The sequence below is a fragment of the Congregibacter litoralis KT71 genome (assembly GCF_000153125.2).
Classification (GTDB): Bacteria; Pseudomonadota; Gammaproteobacteria; order Pseudomonadales; family Halieaceae; genus Congregibacter; species Congregibacter litoralis.
This window is the reverse complement of the sequence record NZ_CM002299.1, coordinates 147,344-167,476: the sequence shown is the minus strand read 5'-3', so window position 1 is coordinate 167,476 and position 20,133 is coordinate 147,344. Positions and strand designations below refer to the sequence as shown.

Sequence of the window (20,133 nt, the reverse complement as noted above, 5' to 3'; positions counted from 1 at the left end):
TGTTTCACGGCAGGGGCAGGACTTATTTCTTGGGATTTAAGGCCGTTTTGATCCGATTGTAACGCTCACCTGCCCCCGTCGGGAACGATGCAGGGGCGTGGCTGATTTCCAGCGGGGAAAGGCCTCCAGGAACACTTCGCTGACCAGCATGGGTTTGCCGGCAACCTGAAAACAGGAGCGTCGTGCCCAGGCTTTATCGTTCTGGTGGAGCTGATCCGGCAGATAGGCATCATCGCCGCGAAGAAAAGCAACCTGAAACGGACTGCGTCGCATATCCGGTCGGGAGAATAAAAAGCTGCCCAGACTTTTGTTCTGGAGTCGCCGTAAACGCAGCAAAGGGCCGTCCAGGGTGCTGGCGGGAAACACCGACCGCGCGTAAACCACCGCCTCACCATCCAGACGCATGACTATTTGACGCACCATCGCCAACTCTCGATGGGCCATAGCGAGGAGCCTTCGTTCATCGGGCCTGGGGGCTTCCCAGCATTGGCGCCAGCGCTCCAGGGAGAAAGCTCTGCCCGTATTCAGTAGGTGTTGCGTGAGTGAGCCGTCGTCGAGCAGCCAGCTCCGCACCGGTGCCAATAGAGGTCCGGGGATCTGTTCTTCACGTCGCCAACGGGGGGCGCTTGCGCTGCGGTGGGCTTGCGGAGTCATAGAGTTCGCGTTGATGGGGATGGCGAGAATGCGTGATGTTTCCCGGCCATGCAAGTCGCAGCGCGCCTTTTCAGCCGCGCGGCAGAGCGTGTTAATCTTCCGGCCCTTCAGGAAAGCAGTGCCTCGTAAAAGGAGTGGGTCTGGCATGCGTAAGTGGGAATGTATCGTTTGTGGGCTGATCTACGACGAGGCCAAGGGTTGGCCGGACGACGGCATCGCCGCGGGTACGCGCTGGGAAGATGTGCCCGAAGACTGGTTATGCCCGGACTGCGGTGTGGGTAAAGAGGATTTCGAACTCATCGAAGAAGCGGTGGAAGAGGACGCTCCCCATCATCAGACTCCCGGCACCGAGGCTCAGCCCGCACCAGTGGTGATTATTGGCACCGGGCTGGCCGGCTACGGCCTTGCCCGGGAGTTTCGCAAGCATGACAGCGACACACCGCTGCTGTTGATTACCGAGGACGATGGCAGGGCTTACTCCAAGCCCATGCTGTCTACGGGATACACCAAAAACGCCGACGCTGCAGCCCTTACCCAGAGTGATGCCGGCACCATGGCCGCCAACCTCGATGCCAGTATCTGGACCATGACCCGCGTACAGGCCGTGGATACCGCGCGTAAAGTGCTGCGTCTGGCGGACCGGGAAACCGAGGTGCATTACACGGCACTGGTGTTTGCCACGGGCGCCAGCGTGATCCGTCCTCCCCTGGGCGGAAACGCCCTGGAGCGCGTCTATTCGGTAAACGATCTCATGGACTACGACGATTTCCGAACCGCCATGGAGCGCCTGGCCGTGAAGCGTGTGGCCATTATTGGCGGTGGTCTTATCGGCTGTGAGTTCGCCAACGATCTGCTTAACGGCGGTTTTGAGGCGGATGTCATCGATCCGCTCCAGCACTGTTTACCCACGCTCCTGCCCGAACCCTGCGCCCGAGCGCTTCAGGCAGGCCTGGAAGCCAAGGGTGCCCGTTTTCACTTTGGTCCCCTGGTCACCGAGGTGAACTACCCTGCCGGAAGCACGGATACGGTGCAGGTCTCTCTCAGCGACGGCAGCATGCTGGATGCGGATATTGTCGTGTCTGCCGTGGGTGTTCGCCCCAATATAGAGCTCGCGAAGAGTGCGGGCATCGCCGTAAACCGGGGCATTGTTACGGACCGCCTGCTCAAGACCAGCGCGCCCGATGTGTATGCTCTGGGTGATTGTGCCGAGGTAGAGGGCCACGTTCTGGTCTATGTCGCACCGCTCATGGCCGCCGCCCGCGCCCTGGGCAAAACCCTGGCGGGAGAGCCGACCACGGTGAGCTACCCCGCGATGCCGGTGACCATCAAGGTGCCCGCCTGTCCCACGGTCGTGGCACCCCCTGCGGAGGACGCCGAGGGTGAATGGCAGTTCTCCCTGGATGGCACGAACACCCAGGGCGAGTACCGAAACGAAGCGGGAGATCTGTTGGGGTTTGCCCTGACCGGTGAAGCCACCAAACAGAAGATGGCGCTGCAAAAGCAGCTACCGCCGATTATGGCCTGAGGGAGATGATCAAGGCGGCGCCGGGATTTTGACCCCATGGCCGGTCCCTAGACGTTGGCGAAGGCCTGGCGGTCTCCTGCCCAGCGACGGATCAGGGCCTGCACCCACTGGGGATGTTCCTGTTGCAGTGCTTCGGCGATCTCCTGTACCTCTTCCAGGAGGTGCTCATGTTCCGGCAGTCTCGCCACGCGAAACTCCATCAGCCCGGTCTGGCGGGTGCCCAAAACCTCGCCCGGCCCCCGCTGACGCAGGTCCTCTTCGGCAATGTAAAAACCATCGTTGCTTTCCCGCATCACCTGAAGGCGAGCGCGGCTTTGCTGGCCCAGGGGTGATTGGTACAGGAGTACACAGTGACTTGCGGCACTCCCCCGTCCCACGCGGCCCCGCAGCTGGTGCAACTGTGCCAGCCCCAGTCTCTCGGGGTTTTCGATAATCATGAGCGTGGCATTGGGTACGTCAACGCCCACTTCGATCACCGTGGTGGCGACCAACAGCTGATAGTGCCCGGCTTTGAAAGCGCTCATGACAGCATCTTTTTCCTTCGCCTTCATGCGGCCGTGGACCATGGCGACGGCAATGCCGTCCAGGGCCTCCGCGAGTTCCGCAAAGCTGGACTCTGCCGCCTGGGCCTGGAGCGTGTCGCTGTCTTCAATGAGGGTGCACACCCAGTAAACCTGGCGACCCTCCCTGCAGGCGATGGCAACCCGCTCAATGATTTCCTGGCGCCGTTGGTTGTCGATGAGGACGGTACCCACGGGCTGCCTCCCCGGCGGCAGCTCGTCGATGATGGAACAATCCAGATCTGCATAGGCGACCATGGACAGGGTGCGGGGAATGGGGGTCGCCGTCATGATCAATTGATGGGCACGCCATGCACCACCGGTTTTCTCGCTCAGGGCCAGTCGCTGATGGACGCCAAAGCGATGCTGTTCATCGACGATGACAAGACCCAGGTGCGCAAACTCCACGCCATCCTGAAACAGCGCATGGGTGCCAATGACCAGAGACGCCTCGCCGCTTTCAATAGCCGCAAGGGCCTGTTCTCGCTTCTGTCCCTTAACGCTGCCTGCGAGCCACATTTGCGAAATGTTCAAGGGGGAAAACCAGCCTGCGAAGTTGCGACGATGCTGCTCCGCTAAAAGCTCCGTGGGCGCCATGACCGCAACCTGGTAACCGCTGGCGATGGCAATCAGTGCCGCGGCGGCGGCGACCACGGTCTTCCCCGAACCCACGTCGCCCTGCACCAGGCGCAGCATGGGTTTTTCCGTGGCGAGATCGGCAGTGATCTCTTCCATAACTCGCAGCTGAGCCGCCGTCGGCTCGAAGGGCAGAGCTTTCAGAAAATGCTGACTCAGGGCTTTGCTGTCTCTGAGCACCGGGGCCGCGCGCTCGCGACTTCGGGCACGCATTTCCCGCATGGACAGCTGGTGCGCTGTGAGCTCCTCGAGAGCGAGGCGAAGCTGCGCCGGGTGGCGGCCATCCCTGAGGGCCTGTTGATCCGCCTCGGGAGGAGGCCGGTGCAGAAAACGCAGGGCGGAGCTCAGACCGTAGTCGTTTTCACGAACGGGTAGCAGTTCCTCCGGCGGATGCTTTGCGAGAACGCTCAAAGCCTGATCGGAAAGTTTTCGCCACTGCCCCTGGCTGACCCCCTCGGTGCTGGGGTAGATGGGTGTTAGGGACTCCTCGTTGTCGCTGATGTGAATGCTTCGTCGGTACTCCGGATGAATCATCTCCGCCTGCTGTGCGCCGCGACGCACGGTGCCGAAACAGCGCAGGCGATCACCTTGCTGCAGGGCATTTTTCTGTGCCTGGGAGAAGTGAAAAAAACGCAGGGTGGCGGTGCCCGTGCCGTCCTGCAGCTTGACGATCAAAGAACGTCGTCGCCCCCCGCCACTGACACTCACGAGGGCCACATCACCCTCAATCACCACCTCGGCGCCGTCCTGCAATGCGCCAATGGGTGTTACCTGCGTTCTGTCCTGATAGCGCAGAGGTAGGTGGAACAACAGGTCCTCAACATTGCTGATGCCATAGCGTTGGAGGCGTTCTGCCATTTTGGGTCCCACGCCGCGCAGGGACTCCAGGCTTTGTGTGACAATTCCGCTCATGGGCGGCGCAACTTCTGGCCGCAAAAAAAGGGTCGCTGAATCTTGGGAGAGACGCAGGCATGGAGAAGAAAACTATAGCGATCATCGGTTTCGGTGACCTCGGGGAGCGTCTTAGTGGCCTGCTCCCTGCGGATACCTGGCATTGTCTGGGTCTCCGGCGCACGGCAAATGCCGTGCCCGAGGGTGTGGAGAGTATTGCTATCGATCTCGAAGATGCCCCCAGCCTGGGCGTACTTGCACAGCGCCGGCCCGATGCCCTGGTCATTGCGCTCAGCCCCTCGGATCGCAGCGCTAAAGGCTATGAGGCGGGCTTTGGAGACGCCATGGCGGGGATTGTCGCGGGCCTCGGCGCTCATGTGCCCGAACGGGCCTTCTTTGTGTCGAGCACACGGGTCTACAGCGAGGCGGACGGTGGCTGGGTCGACGAGGACAGCGCTACCGCCGAAGATGACCCCCATGTAGCAGCCATTCTTGCTGCGGAGCGGGCGTTTCTTGATGGGGTTGAGAATAGTGTTGTTTTGCGCGCGGGTGGGCTCTATGGGCATGGCCCCGGACCCTTGCTCAAGCGGGTCACCAGCGGTCGGCTGACACCGGCGTCGCCGCCCCGCTACGGTAACCGCATCCACCGCGATGACGTGGCGGGCTTTATGGCGGCGGTGCTTCAGGGACAGGCCACCGTGGACGCGACCGTCATCAATCTTGTCGACGATGCCCCGGTTCCCCTTCAGGACGTAGAGGCCTGGCTTTGCAGGGAGCTGGGAGTGCCCTACGCACCTCCGGGTCCCGCCAACTATGGCGAGGCGCCCGGGCACAAGCGCATCCGTAACGGGCGTTTGCACCGCAGTGGTTATTCCTTGCAGTTTCCCGATTATCGGCGGGGTTATGCGGCGGTGCTCCATCGCTGGATGGCACACTCAGAGCGCGAGGATGGCCTCGATCTCCACTGATACGCCCTTGGGCAAGCCGGCCACTTCAACACAGGCACGTGCGGGATAAGGCTCATTGCAGAAGGTCTCCATGACCGCATTTACCGCTGCAAAGTCCTGCATATCCGTCAGGGAAATATTGATCTTTACCGCATCGTTGAGGCTACCACCGGCGGCCTCTGCGACCGCAGCCAGATTACTGAATGCCTGCTTTGCCTGGGCCGTGATACCCCCTTCAACGACGGCCATAGTCTCGGGGTCGAGGGGAATCTGCCCTGACAGCCATGCGGTATTTCCTACCTTCACTGCCTGGGAATAGGGTCCCAGGGCTGCGGGGGCCTTGGGTGTCGCGATAATGGCGCGGTTGCTCACGGGTGACTCCTTTCGTTGCTCTGTGCTGGCTGCTTTGAGGGTAAGGCTAGTTGCGCACGCGGCTGACACGCCGCACGCTGTCGATACCGCGAAGACGGCGCATGATGCGCGCAAGATGCACACGGCTTTCGACGTGGAGGTCCAGGTCGACATAGGTGAACTGGTAGTCTTTATCCGTGGAACTGATCTTGTCGATATTGACGTTCATGCTGTTGATACGCGTAGCGATGGTCGCGATGGCGCCGCGGCGGTTTTCCGTCTCGATACGTAGTTCGGCGAGGAACTCACCGCTGACCTGGTCATCCCAGCGCAGGGGAATCCACTGTTCGGGTTTCTCCCGCATGTCCGCAAGATTCCGACAACTTTCCCGGTGCACGATTACGCCGCGTTCGGAGTTGATATAGCCCGCGATGGCATCGCCGGGAAGGGGTCGGCAACAGCGGGCGTAGCTCACCATAAAACCTTCGGTGCCGCGTATTGCCAGGGGTGTATCGCTGCCCGGTTGCGGCGTGGGTCCTTCCGTATGGGTCTCCCCCGCCAGCTGGCTCGCGATGACGCCAGGTAGGCGTTTGCCCTGAGCAAGCTCCGCCAGAAGTTCATCCAGGGAAGTAAGACCGGCGCTCTCCAGGTAACTGTTCAGGCGCGCCTCAGATAGTTCCGTGACACTGAGTTCGAAACTGGCGAGGGACTTGTCCAACAGGCGACGACCCAGGGCCGCGGCATCTTCCTGGGTCTGATGCTTGAGGTAGTGGCGAATGTTGCTTCGAGCCTTGGCCGTGATGGCGTAGTTGAACCACGAAGGATTGGGTCGCGCTCCCGAGGCGGTGATGACTTCTACGGTCTGACCGCTTTGCAGGGGCTCGGATAAGGGCGCAAGGCGCCGGTTGATGCGGCAGGCTACGCAGGTGTTGCCCAGTTCCGTGTGCACGGCATAGGCAAAGTCCACGGCGGTAGCGCCCCGGGGCAGTTCCATGATGCTGCCTTTGGGCGTAAAAATGTAGATCTCATCGGGAAACAGGTCGATTTTGACGTTCTCGATGAATTCCAGACTGTTCCCCGCCCGTTGCTGCATCTCTAACAGGCCCTGCACCCACTGGCGCGCCCGGGCGTGGGAGCCGTTGACGGTGTCGGAATCGGTTTTATACAACCAGTGGGCCGCGATACCGTTATTGGCCATGTCCTCCATTTCCCGGGTGCGGATCTGGATCTCGATGGGCACGCCGTGCATGCCCATGGTCACCGTATGCAGGGACTGATAGCCATTAGCCTTGGGAATGGCAATGTAATCCTTGAACTCTCCCGGAACCGGTTTGTAGAGCGAATGGATGCAGCCGAGGACCCGGTAACAGCTGTCCACGGAATCCACGACTACACGGAAGGCATAGATATCCATGATTTCGGAGAAGGATTTCTTTTTCGCGCGCATCTTTTTGTAGATGCTGTAGAGGTGCTTCTCCCGACCTATGACCGTGGCTTCGTAGCCGTCCTGAGCCAATGCGTTTTCGATCTGGCTGCGCATCTTATCGACAAGCTCGATTCGGTTGCCCCGGGCGGAGCGGCGCGCGGCCTCGATGCGCCGGGCGCGCATGGGATACAGCGCGGTAAAGCCCAGATCCTCAAATTCCATGCGCACGGCATTCATCCCGAGGCGCATAGCAATAGGCGCGTAGATATCCAGAGTTTCCTTGGCAATGCGCCGGGCCTTGGCGGTGGGCAATACGCCCAGGGTGCGCATATTGTGCAGGCGGTCGGCGAGCTTGACGAGGATGACGCGGATATCCCGCGCCATCGCCAGGGCCATCTTCTGGAAGTTCTCGGCCTGCTTTTCTTCGAGGGTGTCAAACTCGATTTGCGTGAGTTTACTCACACCATCGACGAGTTCGGCCACGGCTTCACCAAACTGGGATTCAATGGCAGTTTTGTCAATGCCCGTATCTTCGATGACATCGTGGAGCATCGCAGCCATGAGGCTCTGATGATCCATGTGCATGTCAGCGAGGATACCGGCTACCGCGAGGGGATGCGTTACGTAGGGCTCACCACTGCGGCGCTGCTGCCCGAAATGGGCTTGTTCGGCGAAGTAATAGGCGCGTCGCACCAGGGTGCTTTGCTGCTCATCGAGGTAGGAGCGGAGATTGGCGTCGAGAGAGTCGATGGTCTGCATGTCAGGCGACTCTTTTTTCCGACGTTTCTAACGTTTCTGACTGTTCAAACGTTTCCGAAAATTCCGAGGAAGCGGCGTACGCCGCCACTAGCGACCCGGGTAATTCTGCAGAATGTTTTGCTCGTACAGGTCCGCCGATAAACCGACGGGCACGACCAGAACCGGTCGGGCGCTTATCTGATGGCAGGCCCCTGCGCAGGCCCCCACAATGGTGGGGACTGCGATCAGGCAGGGGTTTAGAAGCTTTCGCTTGCACCCATCACTTCGGCGAGTTCTTCCTCGGCGTCCAGCTCGTCTTCCCGGTTCAGCATATCCGGTGTTACCAGACCTTCCGCAATTTCGCGAAGCGCGATCACCGTGGGCTTGTCGGATTCTTCCTGCACGAGAGGATCTTTGCCGCCCGTAGCCAGCTGACGGGCGCGCTTGCTAGCCACCATTACCAGCTCGAAACGGTTGTCTACGGACTCAAGGCAATCTTCTACGGTAACGCGTGCCATATTTCTTCCCATCTACGATTTAAATAAATTCTTGAAGCAGCCATCGAGCGTCGAAGCATCTGCCTGCCCCGGTCCATACCGACGTATGCACCGGATAGCCGGCCATTATAGCCTAAAGCAAGAAAAAAATAGCCCCGTAAAACAGGTAATCTTCAAGGGTCCGGGCGATGCCGCGATGGCTCCGGGGGGGGGGGGCGCGACTACTTCCAGGTCCTCGTTTTACCCGAGGAGCGCCCCAAGCTGCGCCGCGTGGCGATGGGCCTGTTTGTGCGTTTGTAACCGCTGGGAGCGAACGATAGCCTGGAGCTCCAGCAGAGCCTCCTCGAAGACGTCATTGATCACCAGGTAATCGGCTTCAACGTAGTGGGACATTTCTGACTCCGCAGCGGCCATGCGATGTTCGATGGTGTCCTCGTCGTCCTGGCCGCGCTGGCTGAGGCGCTCCCGCAGCGCCGCCTCCGAGGGGGGCAAGACAAAAATCGAGCAACTGGCGGGCAGCAGATTTTTGACCTGTCGGGCGCCCTGCCAGTCGATTTCGAGAATCACGTCGGCGTCGGCGGCCAGCTGCTCTTCGACAAAATGCTGCGAAGTTCCATAAAGATTACCGAAAACTTCGGCATGTTCGAGAAATGCACTTTCCGCCAGCATGCTCTCAAAAGCCGGACGGTCACAGAAATGATAGTTCACACCGTCCATCTCTCCCGGTCGGATAGGCCGTGTGGTGTGGGACACGGAGACCTGCAGACTTGGCTCCGCATCGACCAGGGCCCGGACGAGACTGGTTTTACCAGCGCCTGAGGGTGCGGAAATAGTAAAGAGTGTGCCTGATTGTGCTTGCATAGTGAGGTTAGTGCCCGGGACGGATCATGCTGTGACGGAAAATGTCGTGAGGGATAAGGTTACGGGAGAGCACCGTTTTTTGCGACAGGGGCGACTCCGATTATTCGATGTTTTGCACCTGCTCGCGCATTTGCTCGATGAGAACCTTTAACTCCACGGCACTCTGGGTGGTGTCGTTGGTGGTTGCTTTGGAGGACAGGGTATTAGCCTCACGGTTGAGTTCCTGCATGAGAAAGTCCAGACGGCGGCCACAGGGACCTCCTTTATCGAGAATACGCGTGGCTTCTGCTATGTGCGCGTCCAGGCGATCCAGTTCTTCGTCTACGTCGGCTTTTTGCAACAGCATCACCAGTTCCTGCTCGATGCGGCCCTCATCCAGGGTCATCTCGAGCTCCTCCAGGCGGCGCCGGAGTCTTTCCTCCTGTCGCGCCCGAAGCGCCGGCAGGGCTTCGCGGAGGGCACCGACCTCTTTTTCGATGGCGTCGAGGCGACGCCGGAGGAAGGTTTCCAGCTGCTGTCCTTCCCGGGCGCGGCTTTCCTGCAGGTTCTTAAGGGCAAGCTCGAAACGTGACCAGGCGGCGCTTTGTACCGTGGACTCCTCAACGCGCTCGGCATTGCATACACCGGGGAACTGCAACAGGGCCAGAGGATCTGCAGGTGCGAGAGTGTCCGAAAGCCTGCCGACCTTGTCCAGGGCTGCAAGAACCGTTGCGAGACGTTCCTCGTTAATCTCCAGGGTGTCTTCGCTGTCGCTGTCCGCAACTCTTATCTGGCAGTCCACCTTGCCGCGCCCAATGGTTTTGGCGATGGCCTCCCGGAGGCGGGTTTCCAGAGTCCGAAGACTGTCCGGCAGTTTAAAATGACAATCAAGGTAGCGATGGTTGACGCTGCGTAGCTCCACAATCAGGTTCACGGGCGATGTTTCGGCCTCTCTGGCGAAAGCGGTCATGCTATGCAGGGTCATTTCGGTCCTTGGGGTCTCGGCGGTGGTCGCGTCAGCGTATACTGCGCCCTCTCCCAAAAACAAGGAACCTTCCTCATGCCGAGACCCAGTGGCCGGGCCCCCGACCAACTGCGCGACATCAGTATTGAGCGCCAATTTACCTGCCATGCCGAGGGATCGGTGCTGGTGAGTTTTGGCAATACTCGCGTTATCTGCACTGCCAGCGTTGAAGACAGTGTCCCGCGATTTTTGCGTGGCAAAAACTCCGGCTGGATTACCGCGGAGTACGGCATGCTGCCCCGCTCCACCGGTTCCCGCATGGGTCGCGAGGCGGCGCGGGGTAAACAAGGGGGTCGTACCCAGGAAATTCAGCGACTCATCGGCCGCTCTCTCCGCGCTGCGGTGGATTTATCAAAGCTCGGCGAGCATACGATCACCCTTGATTGCGACGTGATTCAGGCCGATGGAGGCACGCGAACCGCCTCGATCACCGGTGCCTTTGTGGCGTTGGTGGATGCCATCAACGGTCTCCAGCGGGATAAAAAAATCAGCACGGATCCCCTTCGACACTTTGTCGCTTCGGTATCCGTCGGTGTATACCAGGGCGAGGCGGTGTTAGACCTCGATTACCCCGAGGACTCCAAGGCGGATACGGACCTGAACGTGGTGATGGCCGAGGGAGGTGAATTTATCGAGGTGCAGGGCACCGCGGAAGCGGCGCCGTTTTCCCGTACCGATCTGGACAAGATGCTTGACCTGGCGAGCGGTGGCATTGCCACGCTCATCGACTGTCAGCGAGCTGCGCTGGCGACGGGTTAAGCGTCCGCGGCCGGTTGGTAAAGCGCCCGCGGCGGGTTGGTAAAGGCCTGCTGCGGGCTTGTAGAGCGCCCGCAGCGGACTTGCATAAAACCGACAGCCGGCGGGGCCTTATCCTGATTTAAAGATCGATGTCGTAGTCGATGATGACCGGCGCGTGGCGGGAAAAGCTCTCGCCGGTATAGATTGCAGCGTGTTCGACACTGTACTGCAGCTCTTCCGAGATGATCTGCAGATCAATCCGCCAACCGTCTTCGCCGCGTTCGCCGGGCCAGTAGCTGAAGGCGTCGCTATCATTGCTTACCTGACGGAAGGCGTCGCGATAACCGTTCTCCAGGAGTGCGTCCATCCACTGGCGTTCCTCGGGAAGGAATCCCGAGCGATTGCTGTTTTCGGCGCTGTTCTGCATATCGGCGGCGGTGTGAGCGATGCGCCAGTTTCCACAGATAAGGAATTTGCGCCGCTTGTTGCGAACCTTTTCCAGGTGAGCGCCCAGAAGCGAGAAAAACTCGTTTTTGGTCTTTTGCTCTTCCACGGCACCATCGTTGGCAACCGGCGCGAGAAGGCAGCCAACGGACAGCTCGCCGTAATCCGCCTGGATGTAACGGCCCTGCATATCGAAGTCCGCAAATCCCAGGCCTGTCATGATGGCTTTGGGAAGGGCGCGGCAATAGATGGCTACGCCGTTATCCTTGCCGTTAACGTCGTCAAAAAAGTAGGCGTTGTAGTCGCTGGGGAAAAAGACGTCATCCTGTAAGTCGTATTCGGAACAACGGATATCCTGAATACAGATGAAGTCGGCGTCCTGGCGTGACAGCCAGTCGTAAAACCCCCGTTTTGCGGCTTCACGCAACCCATCTGCGCTGAAGCTGATGATTCTCATTGCAAACCTCTGATATTTCGAGGCGCTATGATACAGAAAGCCCAGATGACAGAATACACTGTCAGATCAACTTTCCGCCCAATGCCTGGATCTCCTATGCAAGCCTACCAACGCGAGTTTATTGACCTGGCCCGCCGCTGCGATGTCCTCCGATTTGGTGAGTTCACCCTCAAATCAGGGCGTCAAAGCCCCTATTTCTTCAATGCGGGAGCCTTTGACAGTGGTGCCGCTCTCGCTGCCCTGGGGCGCTTTTACGCCCAATGCATCGTAGATTCCGGCGTCGAGTTCGATGTGCTCCTGGGGCCGGCCTATAAAGGTATCCCTCTGGCGACCACCACGGCCGTGGCCCTTGCCGATCATCACGGTCGGGATGTGCCCTTTGCCTACAACCGCAAAGAAGCCAAAAGCCACGGAGAAGGTGGCGTTCTCGTCGGTGCCGAACTCCGGGGTCGGGTGCTGGTGATTGATGACGTGATTACCGCGGGGACCGCCGTGGCGGAAGTCATCGATATGATCAGGGTCGCCGGCGCGGAACTTGCCGGGGTGGTGATTGGTCTTAACCGACAGGAGCGGGGCAAGGGCGAGCTTTCCGCTATTCAGGAAATTGAACAGCGTTGGGGAGTGCCGGTATTCAACATCATCGCTATGGAAGATCTCATTGTGTATCTGGAGGACAGGGGACCCGACGCCATGGAAGTTCCCGAGGGTGCCCTGGAAGCCCTGAGAAGCTACCGGGAGCGCTACGGGGTCTGACTTGTGATGCCCGTCCTCCAAGCATATATTAGCCCGATGAAGCCGAACCGAAGCACATGTGCCGCAGCGGGTTTGACGCTCGTCGCTACCCTGTTTGCCCAGGGCGCGGCAGCGCAAGAACGTCAGATGTACCGCTATACCAACGCGGAAGGCCACGCTGTGGTGGCCTACCAGGTGCCGCCGGAGTTTGTAGCCAACGGTTACGACATCCTCAGCCCCAGCGGCGCCCTGGTGGCCGTTGTGCCCCGCACTCTCGATGAGGGTGAACGGGAGGGGCTGGACAGCGAAGCCCGCCGCGAGCGCGAGGCAGCGGAAGAAGTCGAGCGTCTGCGTCGCTGGGACGAGTCACTTCTCCTGCGTTACAGCACCATCGAAGACATCGAGGCGGCCCGGGACCGGGAACTTAGAGATCTGCGTATCCGCGTGAGTATTCTTAAAGGAAAACTGCGTTCTCTGAAGCAGCAGGTGGAGAATTATCAGGCTCTGGCGGCGGATCAGGAGCGTCAGGGCAATGCCGTCAACGTGGAGCACCTCGCCGCCATCGATGATCTCCAGGCGGAGATTGGTTCAACGGAGCGTGCGGTCGCCGACCGTCAGGAAGAGATTGCCTCCGTGGAGGCTGATTATCAGAAGGACGTAGAGCGTTTCAGCAAGCTGTTGGATATTGTTGAGATGCGAAAGACCATGTCTGCTGAGAGTTGATGTCTGCTGAGAACTGACATCGGTCAAAAAAAACCTCTGGCCTAGGAGAAACCCCCGCCAACGTTTCCCCGCTCCGTTGATGATCGGGTATCGGTCTCGTTAAAAGCCTCGTCACTGGCAGAACTCGTTTCAGTCCCCCTGTCACCGACCCTATTCCCCGCAACGCTGCCAGCCGATGGTACTTCGCGGAAAAAATCCCCCATGAGGAAACCGTACTGCTGCTCCCAGCCCTCGCTGGGACTTCGTTTGAACTCGCTGCGTACAAACTGAGAAATACGCCCCTCGGCGCAGGAAAACAGCAGGTTGGCGGCTTCAGGCAGGGGCAGCATGGGCCGCAGGGCCTCCCGTAGTTCCGCTTCCCGCAGCACCTGGCGAATCTGTGTTTCTACCCGGTCGAGCACCTGGTTGACGCGATGACGAAGGCGCTCCGTTTCACCGGTGAGGGCTTCACCCGTTAACAGGCGGCTGATCCCGGGGTTGCGCTCCGCGAAGGTGATCAATAGATAAAGAATATGATTACAGCGGGCGACGGCCTCGTCTTCTTCCTGAAGAATCAGGGTAATGCGTTGAAACAGCGTGTCTTCGATGAACTGAATCAGCTCTTCAAACATTTTGGCTTTACTGGGAAAGTGACGGTAAAGGGCCGCTTCGGACACCCCTACTTTCGCAGCCAGTCGAGCCGTGGTGATGCGGTCGCCGGGATTGTCTTCCAGCATTTGCGCCAGGGCCTCGAGGATCTGCTGACGGCGCTGGACATTTCTCGGCATGGGTAACTCAAAAGAAGACTGGAACAAACATCCTAGCGACTGCCCACCATGGGGGCAATACGCGAGGGTCAAACTGGGTGGACGAAAGCGCTAATCTTCCCCGCGAGGCGTGATTTTCGTGCCCATGCCCTCGTCGGTGAAAATCTCCAGGAGCACCGCATGGGGCACCCGTCCGTCCACGATGTGTGCCGAAGCTACACCGGACTTCACCGCGTCAAGGGCGCAGCCTATTTTTGGCAGCATCCCGCCGTGTACCGTGCCATCGGCGATGAGTTCGTCCACCTTCGCCGTGGACAGGCCTGTGAGCACCGCGCCATTGGCATCCAGAAGACCTTCGACGTTGGTCAGGAGCATGAGCTTCTCTGCCTGCATCACCTGGGCAATTTTCCCCGCCACCAGGTCCGCGTTGATGTTGTAGGTATTGCCCTCGTCATCAGAACCCACAGGGGCGATGACGGGAATGAAATTGCTGTCCAGGATGACATCCAGGATTTCCCGGTCGATCTGCCGCACCTCGCCGACCTGGCCAATATCAATGATTTCCGCCGCATCCATGCCCGGTGACTGACGGGTGACGTGCATGCGCTGGGCGCGTATGAGCCGGCCATCCTTGCCCGATACGCCGATGGCCTTTCCGCCATTTCTGCTAATGGAAGAGACAATCTCCTTGTTGACACTACCGCCAAGGACCATCTCCACAACGTCCATGGTCTGGGCATCGGTGACGCGCATGCCGTCGATAAACTCACTTTCGATGCTGAGTTTTTTTAACAGCTCGCCTATCTGTGGCCCGCCGCCGTGGACCACCACGGGGTTCATCCCCACCAGCTTCATAAGCACAATGTCCCGGGCGAAGCTCTCATGGAGCGCGGGGTCGACCATCGCATTGCCGCCGAATTTCACCACGATGGTTCGGCCGGTGAAACGTTGGATATAGGGCAGGGCTTCGGTGAGAACGCGCGCGGCGTTCATGGCGGAGTCCGGTGTCAGCGACATGTTGTTTCCTTAAAGAGAGCCCCAAAAATGATTTGGGTAATGCTTTTAAAACGGAATGTTCAAATCCGGTGCCACCGCGGCAAGCTGCTCGCGGAACAGACTGCGGATTTTCTCAAGACCCGCCTCATCTCCCGCCTCAAAGCGCGCTGTGAGCGCCGGGCCCGTATTGGATGCGCGCAGGAGGCCCCAGCCATCCTGAAAATCGACCCGCAGCCCGTCCAGGTCATTGGGTTTTCCATCGGCGAAGCGCGCGGATTCAATAAACTTTTGCATGAGCGCGAACTTCTCGTCATCGGGGACGGGAATGATAATTTCCGGTGTGCTTACGGCGACAGGCAGGTCGGAAATGAAGTCATCAATGCTCTGATCCTGGGATGACAGGATTTCTGCCAGGCGTCCCGTGGCATACATGCCGTCGTCAAAGCCATACCAGCGTTCGCCAAAGAAGATGTGCCCGGAAAACTCGCCCCCCAGGAGGGCGCCGGTTTCCACCATTTTCTCTTTCATGAGCGCATGGCCGGTCTTCCACAGCACCGGACGCCCGCCGAGGCCGGTGATCAGCTGCGCCAGGTTGCGACTGCATTTCACGTCGTACACGACGTCTGCGCCTGGATTGCGGGTGACCACATCCCGGGCAAAAATCATCATCAGGGTGTCGCTGCGAATGATCCGACCGCTGCCCGTAACTACGACCACACGATCGCCATCGCCGTCGTAGGCCACACCGAAGTCCGCTGCGTTCGAGAGCACCTCCCTGACCAGGGCGCTTAGGTTGTCTTCGTTACCCGTGTCCGGTGAGCGGTTCGGAAAGCGTCCGTCCACGTCGCAAAATAGCGGTATCACCTCGCAGCCCAGCTCCTCCAGCAGTGCCGGTGCAATATGCCCCGTGGCGCCGTTGCCCGCATCGACAACGATTTTGAGGGGCACCGCGATGGCAATATCGCTGACGACCTCATCCAGGTAATCGCTGACTACGTCCCGTTGGATGGCGTGTCCCGTGCCCTTGCTGAAGCGCCCGGTCTGGGCGATGTTGCGAATCTTTTCAATGGTGCCTTCGGCGATGGTCTGTCCTTTGAGCACGATCTTCAAGCCGTTGTATTCGGCGGGATTATGGCTACCGGTAATCATCACACCGGATTTGGCCTCCAGCAGCGAGGTCGCAAAATACAGCAGGGGCGTGGGGACCAGACCGATGTCGATAACGTCCCGTCCCGCCTGCAAAACGGCTTTTTCGATGACGCCTTTAATGCGGCTGCTGCTCGCCCGACCGTCGTAACCGATACACAGGGTCTGCTCGCCGAGCTCCCCGGCGATGGTCGCGATGGCGCTACCGATGCGATAGACGGTTTCATCATCAAGATCTGTGTCTGCGACGCCGCGGATATCGTAGGCCCGGAATATATGTGGCGATAAACCCTGGGTAGCCGGCCCGTCTACGGCGGTCATGGCCGTGTTTGTGTGTGCTGCGCTGTGTGTATCTACCGCCGGTACGATATTGCTGGTGTTCCCCATGCGCGCCCGGCGGAGCGTGAGCTTGCGTAGATCTTTTGCCAGGGGCACCAGTTGAGGAATATGCACATCCAGGGGTGTGCGATGTTCGGCGCCGTCGATGATGCGCTCCAATTCGCTGTCGAGAGCTTTACTGCTGCGTTGCAATGCGAAGACAAAGCCGAAGATACAACACAGCATCAGAATACCCAGCACCCCATAGGGGGGGCTGACATGGCTGCTGACCTCGTTCACGAGGGCAGACGAGGGTACAAAAAGCACCCGCCAGGGGGTGTCATTTACCTTCGCAGTGCTCGCGGGCGCATCGGCCCCGCTGCCCTGGCTGGCGATGCGGATATCCCGGTCCGCACCTTCGCTGTAGACCCTTTGCTCCAGAGCGAATTCGCCCACCATGCCCTCGGGGTGGTTCAGCATGGCCTCAAAGGTGCTGGTATCGAGGGTCAGCAGAACCACGGCGCGTCGGGAGCTTATGCGCGGATGGGTTGCGACCTGTGCCAGGGACACAAGCCACTGACCCTCAAACTGGTAGGCCTCGGGTTCTGCGGGCTCGTTGTTGCTCACCCGTCGCACCAGGTCCACCTCGATATGATTGCGAAGTCCCTGAAAACCCCCGGCTAGATCGGCCGTTCCCATGTCACTGAGGGGGAGGAGACGAAGGCTCACCGCCTGGGGAAAGTAGTCCAACATCGCCTGTTCCACCAGGCGGATATCGGCGGGGTTTTGTTCCGCAATGGCCTGCAGCGCCAGGGGAGAGCCCACGGCGGATTCCACCCGCGATCGCAGCGCTGCAACACTATTGCCAATGTAGCGCGCCTGTTGCGACGCATAGCTATCTGCCACGCGCTGGATGAGCGCGCTTTTTTCCAGAGGGGCGTGAAGCAGGGCGAGGTAGGCGGTGGCAAGAAGAAGCGGCACCAGAACGATTAAAAACCCAAGGAGCAGCGCGCTTCGGAGCGTATTCCCGCGGGCACTCACGCCCTGGGTGTTTCGCTGTTCGTCCGACGTGGCTTTTGTGGGTTTGCCCGGCTTCGGGTTTTTCTTCCCGGGGAGTTTAAGCATAATCTAGCCGTCCCTAGCGTCAGCTGCGCGGGGCGCATTTATTGTTGATTCCATCATAGTCCTTCGCTGGTCCCCTGGGAAACGTGTTCCGGTGAGCCGTTAACCATCCTCCGATGATACAAAAGCGCTCTCACCCTTTGAGCGAAGCAATCTGCGCGATCACCACGGCTGCCAGGACGTCTTTGGAACATTGCTCAACTTCGCGCTCACGGACACCGGCGTCATCTCGCCACAGCAATAGCGCCGCGTTGTTTTCGCTGTTAAAGCCGATGCGACTGTCGCTCACATCATTGGCCACTATCATGTTCAGGCCCTTGCGTTCCAGTTTGCCCAGGGCGTGTTCCCGGAGCTTTTCCGTTTCGGCGGCAAAGCCTACGCTGAAGGGTTTGGGTGAGTGACCGGCGACCCTGGCGAGGACATCGGGATTTTTTACCAGTTGCAGGGAGACCTCGTCGGCGGACTTTTTGATCTTTTGCACCGCGGCATCAGCAGGTCGATAGTCAGCCACAGCCGCACAGCCGATAAATATGTCGCAGTTGTGAAGAAGTCCCAGGCTCGCTTCCAGCATTTCCTGGGCGGTGCCTATGCGGTGGAGCTTTACGCGATCCGGGGCGGAAAGCGCTACGGGTCCCGATATAAGATCCACGCTCGCACCCGCCTCCACAGCAGCGCGGGCAAGGGCGTAGCCCATTTTCCCCGAGGAGTGATTCGAGATATAGCGGACAGGGTCCAGAGGTTCCCGTGTGGGGCCGGCGGTAATCACCACGCGCTGCCCGGCTAACACGCCACTTTGAAACAGGGACTGGGCGTGCTCAATGATCAAGGGCGGATCCAGCAATCGCCCGGGGCCCACATCACCACAGGCCTGATTACCGCTATCGGGTCCTGCAAAATGCATCCCCCGCTCTGTGAGCGTTGCCAGATTGCTCTGGGTCGCCGGGTCTTTCCACATTTGCTGATTCATGGCGGGAGCCAGGAGCATGGGCGCGGCGGTCGCCAGCGCTACGGTGGTGAGCAGATCGTCGGCACGGCCCGCCGCCAGGCGAGCCATACAGTCGGCTGTGGCGGGCGCGACAATCATCAGGTCCGCCCAGCGGGCAAGCTCGATGTGTCCCATGCCCCGCTCCGCCTCTTCGTCGAGGAGACTGTGATGCACGCTGTGCCCTGACAGCGCCTGGAGCGTCAGGGGTGTGATGAACTCCTGGGCGCCGCGCGTCATGATCACCCGGACTTCGGCTCCGTCATCTTGCAGTTTGCGCACGAGCTCCGCTGATTTGTACGCGGCGATGCCACCACATACCGCCAGAAGCACCCTGCGATTGTTTAGATGTCCCATTTACCTGGGTACCTTGGGAAAATGCAGCAATTCAGAAGATACCATTTGCGCCTGTGGATGACACGAGTTGCCCGGGCGGTAAAAGTCCGCTCCTGAGAGCCAGGCGCAGGAAACACCCGGGGAGGGGTGAGCTATGTCTGATTGCAACGCAGCCTGCGGAGAGTCACCCCGGGAAAAACTCCTGGGTCGCGGGCCCCAGGCCTTGTCTGATGCCGAACTGCTGGCTCTGCTACTCCCCCGGGCGGGTGGTGGTAACTGTCCGACGCGCTATGCCGCAGCTTTACTCCAAGGTGCCGACGGCCTGGCCGGGCTGCTCGCTGCGGATCGGAGGGCGCTGCTTCAGGAGCGGGGATTGGGACCGGCATCCGTGTCGCGTTTGCTCGCGGCGGTAGAGCTTGCCGCACGCTGCGCCCGGCAACCCCTCACGCGGCGGGATGTCATGACGAGCCCGGAGAAAATTCGCCTGTTTTTACAGCACCATTTGGGTAGTCGCAGTCGAGAGGTGTTTTGCTGCCTGTTTCTTGACTCCCAGCACCATCTTTTATGCTGTGAAGATGTGTTTTCAGGCACCCTGGACGGTGCGGCAGTTTATCCACGGGAGGTGGTCCTTCGAGCGCTGCACCACAGGGCCGCTGCGGTGGTGCTCGCCCACAATCATCCCTCGGGACTCACGCATCCCTCAAGCGCCGATCGCCATATCACCCAGCGTCTCCGGGACGCCCTCGCTTTGGTGGATATCCGCGTTCTGGACCATTTTATCATCGGCCGGGGCAGGTCTTACTCCTTTGCCGAAGCCGGGCTGTTGTAGCGGTGAGTCGGCGCACACCTGCCTGCGTAACACCGTTTCAGACGCCCGGGAGCAGCCCTTATCTCCTTGAGCTTTTTGCTTGCTCCCCAGGGGCGCTTCTGGTATAAAGTCGCGCTCCGCGAAGTGGGGAGCCACCATCTAACTGCTCCAAACCGCGTAACTTATTGATTATTAAAGATTTTGCCTGAGTAAGCGGCCGCCCCAGGGGCGTTTCGGCTCGGGTCCAGCGAGGAAATCATGGCCAGAGTCTGTCAGGTCACCGGTAAGCGTCCGGTCACCGGTAACAACGTATCCCACGCGAAGAACCGCACCCGCCGTCGGTTTTTGCCTAATCTGCACCAGCATCGCTTCTGGGTTGAGTCAGAGAAGCGCTTTGTGCGTTTGCGCGTTTCCAGCAAGGGCATGCGTATCATCGACAAAAAAGGTATCGATACCGTGCTGGGTGAACTCCGCGCGCGGGGCGAAAAAGTCTGAG

The 20,133-nt window shown here is 59.7% G+C and carries 19 protein-coding genes; 7 read left to right on the top strand and 12 right to left on the bottom strand.

The window, feature by feature from the left end; translation table 11 throughout:
• Positions 1-36 precede the first annotated feature (36 nt).
• Positions 37-654 (bottom strand): chorismate--pyruvate lyase family protein, encoded by a 618-nt coding sequence (locus tag KT71_RS00800; protein ID WP_040362569.1) that lies wholly within the window; start codon positions 652-654, stop codon positions 37-39.
• Between the two features lie 145 nt (positions 655-799).
• On the opposite strand from KT71_RS00800, the gene KT71_RS00795 reads away from it, so the two are divergent.
• Positions 800-2,179, top strand: coding sequence for an FAD-dependent oxidoreductase (locus KT71_RS00795; protein WP_008293421.1), 1,380 nt, complete (start codon positions 800-802; stop codon positions 2,177-2,179).
• A 47-nt stretch (positions 2,180-2,226) separates the two neighbouring features.
• Here KT71_RS00795 and recG read toward each other — a convergent pair whose 3' ends face one another.
• Positions 2,227-4,287: an ATP-dependent DNA helicase RecG gene (gene recG, locus KT71_RS00790; RefSeq protein ID WP_008293422.1), complete on the bottom strand. Its 2,061-nt coding sequence runs from the start codon at positions 4,285-4,287 to the stop codon at positions 2,227-2,229.
• Positions 4,288-4,346: 59 nt separating this feature from the next.
• On the opposite strand from recG, the gene KT71_RS00785 reads away from it, so the two are divergent.
• A complete protein-coding gene (locus KT71_RS00785; RefSeq protein ID WP_008293423.1) occupies positions 4,347-5,234 on the top strand; it encodes a Rossmann-fold NAD(P)-binding domain-containing protein in 888 nt (295 codons plus the stop codon).
• Here KT71_RS00785 and KT71_RS00780 read toward each other — a convergent pair.
• The 5 genes from KT71_RS00780 to KT71_RS00760 form a co-directional block, all read right to left on the bottom strand.
• The gene (locus tag KT71_RS00780; RefSeq protein ID WP_008293424.1) at positions 5,202-5,585 is read right to left on the bottom strand and encodes a RidA family protein; all 384 of its coding nucleotides are present in this window, start codon (positions 5,583-5,585) and stop codon (positions 5,202-5,204) included. The genes KT71_RS00785 and KT71_RS00780 overlap by 33 nt on opposite strands.
• Before the next feature lie 46 nt (positions 5,586-5,631).
• Positions 5,632-7,749, bottom strand: coding sequence for a RelA/SpoT family protein (locus KT71_RS00775; protein WP_008293425.1), 2,118 nt, complete (start codon positions 7,747-7,749; stop codon positions 5,632-5,634).
• Between the two features lie 236 nt (positions 7,750-7,985).
• The gene (gene rpoZ, locus KT71_RS00770) at positions 7,986-8,246 is read right to left on the bottom strand and encodes a DNA-directed RNA polymerase subunit omega (RefSeq protein WP_008293426.1); all 261 of its coding nucleotides are present in this window, start codon (positions 8,244-8,246) and stop codon (positions 7,986-7,988) included.
• Positions 8,247-8,465: 219 nt separating this feature from the next.
• Positions 8,466-9,086, bottom strand: coding sequence for a guanylate kinase (gene gmk, locus KT71_RS00765; protein ID WP_008293427.1), 621 nt, complete (start codon positions 9,084-9,086; stop codon positions 8,466-8,468).
• 100 nt (positions 9,087-9,186) lie between these two features.
• On the bottom strand, positions 9,187-10,050 hold the full coding sequence (locus tag KT71_RS00760) for a YicC/YloC family endoribonuclease (RefSeq protein WP_023659757.1): 864 nt from the start codon (positions 10,048-10,050) through the stop codon (positions 9,187-9,189).
• A 75-nt stretch (positions 10,051-10,125) separates the two neighbouring features.
• On the opposite strand from KT71_RS00760, the gene rph reads away from it, so the two are divergent.
• Positions 10,126-10,848 carry a ribonuclease PH gene (gene rph, locus KT71_RS00755; RefSeq protein WP_023659756.1) on the top strand — a complete coding sequence of 241 codons (723 nt, stop codon included), beginning with the start codon at positions 10,126-10,128 and terminating at the stop codon, positions 10,846-10,848.
• A 118-nt stretch (positions 10,849-10,966) separates the two neighbouring features.
• Here the strand turns inward: rph and KT71_RS00750 are convergent, their stop codons facing one another.
• Complete coding sequence (locus KT71_RS00750) at positions 10,967-11,728, bottom strand: exodeoxyribonuclease III (protein WP_008293430.1); 762 nt, start codon at positions 11,726-11,728, stop codon at positions 10,967-10,969.
• A gap of 96 nt (positions 11,729-11,824) precedes the next feature.
• On the opposite strand from KT71_RS00750, the gene pyrE reads away from it, so the two are divergent.
• Positions 11,825-12,481: an orotate phosphoribosyltransferase gene (gene pyrE / locus KT71_RS00745; RefSeq protein WP_008293431.1), complete on the top strand. Its 657-nt coding sequence runs from the start codon at positions 11,825-11,827 to the stop codon at positions 12,479-12,481.
• A 36-nt stretch (positions 12,482-12,517) separates the two neighbouring features.
• Positions 12,518-13,183, top strand: coding sequence for a hypothetical protein (locus KT71_RS00740; RefSeq protein ID WP_008293432.1), 666 nt, complete (start codon positions 12,518-12,520; stop codon positions 13,181-13,183).
• Between the two features lie 41 nt (positions 13,184-13,224).
• On the opposite strand, the gene slmA is transcribed toward KT71_RS00740, so the two are convergent.
• The 4 genes from slmA to coaBC form a co-directional block, all read right to left on the bottom strand.
• Positions 13,225-13,950: a nucleoid occlusion factor SlmA gene (slmA, locus tag KT71_RS00735; RefSeq protein ID WP_008293433.1), complete on the bottom strand. Its 726-nt coding sequence runs from the start codon at positions 13,948-13,950 to the stop codon at positions 13,225-13,227.
• Between the two features lie 90 nt (positions 13,951-14,040).
• On the bottom strand, positions 14,041-14,946 hold the full coding sequence (gene argB / locus KT71_RS00730; RefSeq protein ID WP_008293434.1) for an acetylglutamate kinase: 906 nt from the start codon (positions 14,944-14,946) through the stop codon (positions 14,041-14,043).
• A gap of 45 nt (positions 14,947-14,991) precedes the next feature.
• Positions 14,992-17,514, bottom strand: coding sequence for a phosphomannomutase/phosphoglucomutase (locus KT71_RS20975; RefSeq protein WP_008293435.1), 2,523 nt, complete (start codon positions 17,512-17,514; stop codon positions 14,992-14,994).
• A gap of 130 nt (positions 17,515-17,644) precedes the next feature.
• A complete protein-coding gene (gene coaBC / locus KT71_RS00720; RefSeq protein WP_008293436.1) occupies positions 17,645-18,850 on the bottom strand; it encodes a bifunctional phosphopantothenoylcysteine decarboxylase/phosphopantothenate--cysteine ligase CoaBC in 1,206 nt (401 codons plus the stop codon).
• A gap of 133 nt (positions 18,851-18,983) precedes the next feature.
• Between coaBC and radC the strand changes: the two genes are divergently transcribed.
• A complete protein-coding gene (gene radC / locus KT71_RS00715; RefSeq protein WP_008293437.1) occupies positions 18,984-19,658 on the top strand; it encodes a RadC family protein in 675 nt (224 codons plus the stop codon).
• A 237-nt stretch (positions 19,659-19,895) separates the two neighbouring features.
• Positions 19,896-20,132, top strand: a complete 237-nt coding sequence (gene rpmB / locus KT71_RS00710; RefSeq protein WP_008293438.1) for a 50S ribosomal protein L28 — start codon at positions 19,896-19,898, stop codon at positions 20,130-20,132.
• The last annotated feature ends 1 nt before the right edge of the window (position 20,133 follow it).

Coding starts and splice junctions, on each gene's coding strand:
- KT71_RS00800 (WP_040362569.1), bottom strand. CDS start 654: ATGACTCCGCAAGCCCACCGCAGCGCAAGCGCCCCCCGTTGGCGACGT.
- KT71_RS00760 (WP_023659757.1), bottom strand. CDS start 10,050: ATGACCCTGCATAGCATGACCGCTTTCGCCAGAGAGGCCGAAACATCG.
- rpmB (WP_008293438.1), top strand. CDS start 19,896: ATGGCCAGAGTCTGTCAGGTCACCGGTAAGCGTCCGGTCACCGGTAAC.
- KT71_RS00795 (WP_008293421.1), top strand. CDS start 800: ATGCGTAAGTGGGAATGTATCGTTTGTGGGCTGATCTACGACGAGGCC.
- argB (WP_008293434.1), bottom strand. CDS start 14,946: ATGTCGCTGACACCGGACTCCGCCATGAACGCCGCGCGCGTTCTCACC.
- radC (WP_008293437.1), top strand. CDS start 18,984: ATGTCTGATTGCAACGCAGCCTGCGGAGAGTCACCCCGGGAAAAACTC.
- gmk (WP_008293427.1), bottom strand. CDS start 9,086: ATGCAAGCACAATCAGGCACACTCTTTACTATTTCCGCACCCTCAGGC.
- pyrE (WP_008293431.1), top strand. CDS start 11,825: ATGCAAGCCTACCAACGCGAGTTTATTGACCTGGCCCGCCGCTGCGAT.
- coaBC (WP_008293436.1), bottom strand. CDS start 18,850: ATGGGACATCTAAACAATCGCAGGGTGCTTCTGGCGGTATGTGGTGGC.
- slmA (WP_008293433.1), bottom strand. CDS start 13,950: ATGCCGAGAAATGTCCAGCGCCGTCAGCAGATCCTCGAGGCCCTGGCG.
- rph (WP_023659756.1), top strand. CDS start 10,126: ATGCCGAGACCCAGTGGCCGGGCCCCCGACCAACTGCGCGACATCAGT.
- KT71_RS00785 (WP_008293423.1), top strand. CDS start 4,347: ATGGAGAAGAAAACTATAGCGATCATCGGTTTCGGTGACCTCGGGGAG.
- KT71_RS00740 (WP_008293432.1), top strand. CDS start 12,518: ATGAAGCCGAACCGAAGCACATGTGCCGCAGCGGGTTTGACGCTCGTC.
- KT71_RS00775 (WP_008293425.1), bottom strand. CDS start 7,749: ATGCAGACCATCGACTCTCTCGACGCCAATCTCCGCTCCTACCTCGAT.
- rpoZ (WP_008293426.1), bottom strand. CDS start 8,246: ATGGCACGCGTTACCGTAGAAGATTGCCTTGAGTCCGTAGACAACCGT.
- KT71_RS00750 (WP_008293430.1), bottom strand. CDS start 11,728: ATGAGAATCATCAGCTTCAGCGCAGATGGGTTGCGTGAAGCCGCAAAA.
- KT71_RS20975 (WP_008293435.1), bottom strand. CDS start 17,514: ATGCTTAAACTCCCCGGGAAGAAAAACCCGAAGCCGGGCAAACCCACA.
- recG (WP_008293422.1), bottom strand. CDS start 4,287: ATGAGCGGAATTGTCACACAAAGCCTGGAGTCCCTGCGCGGCGTGGGA.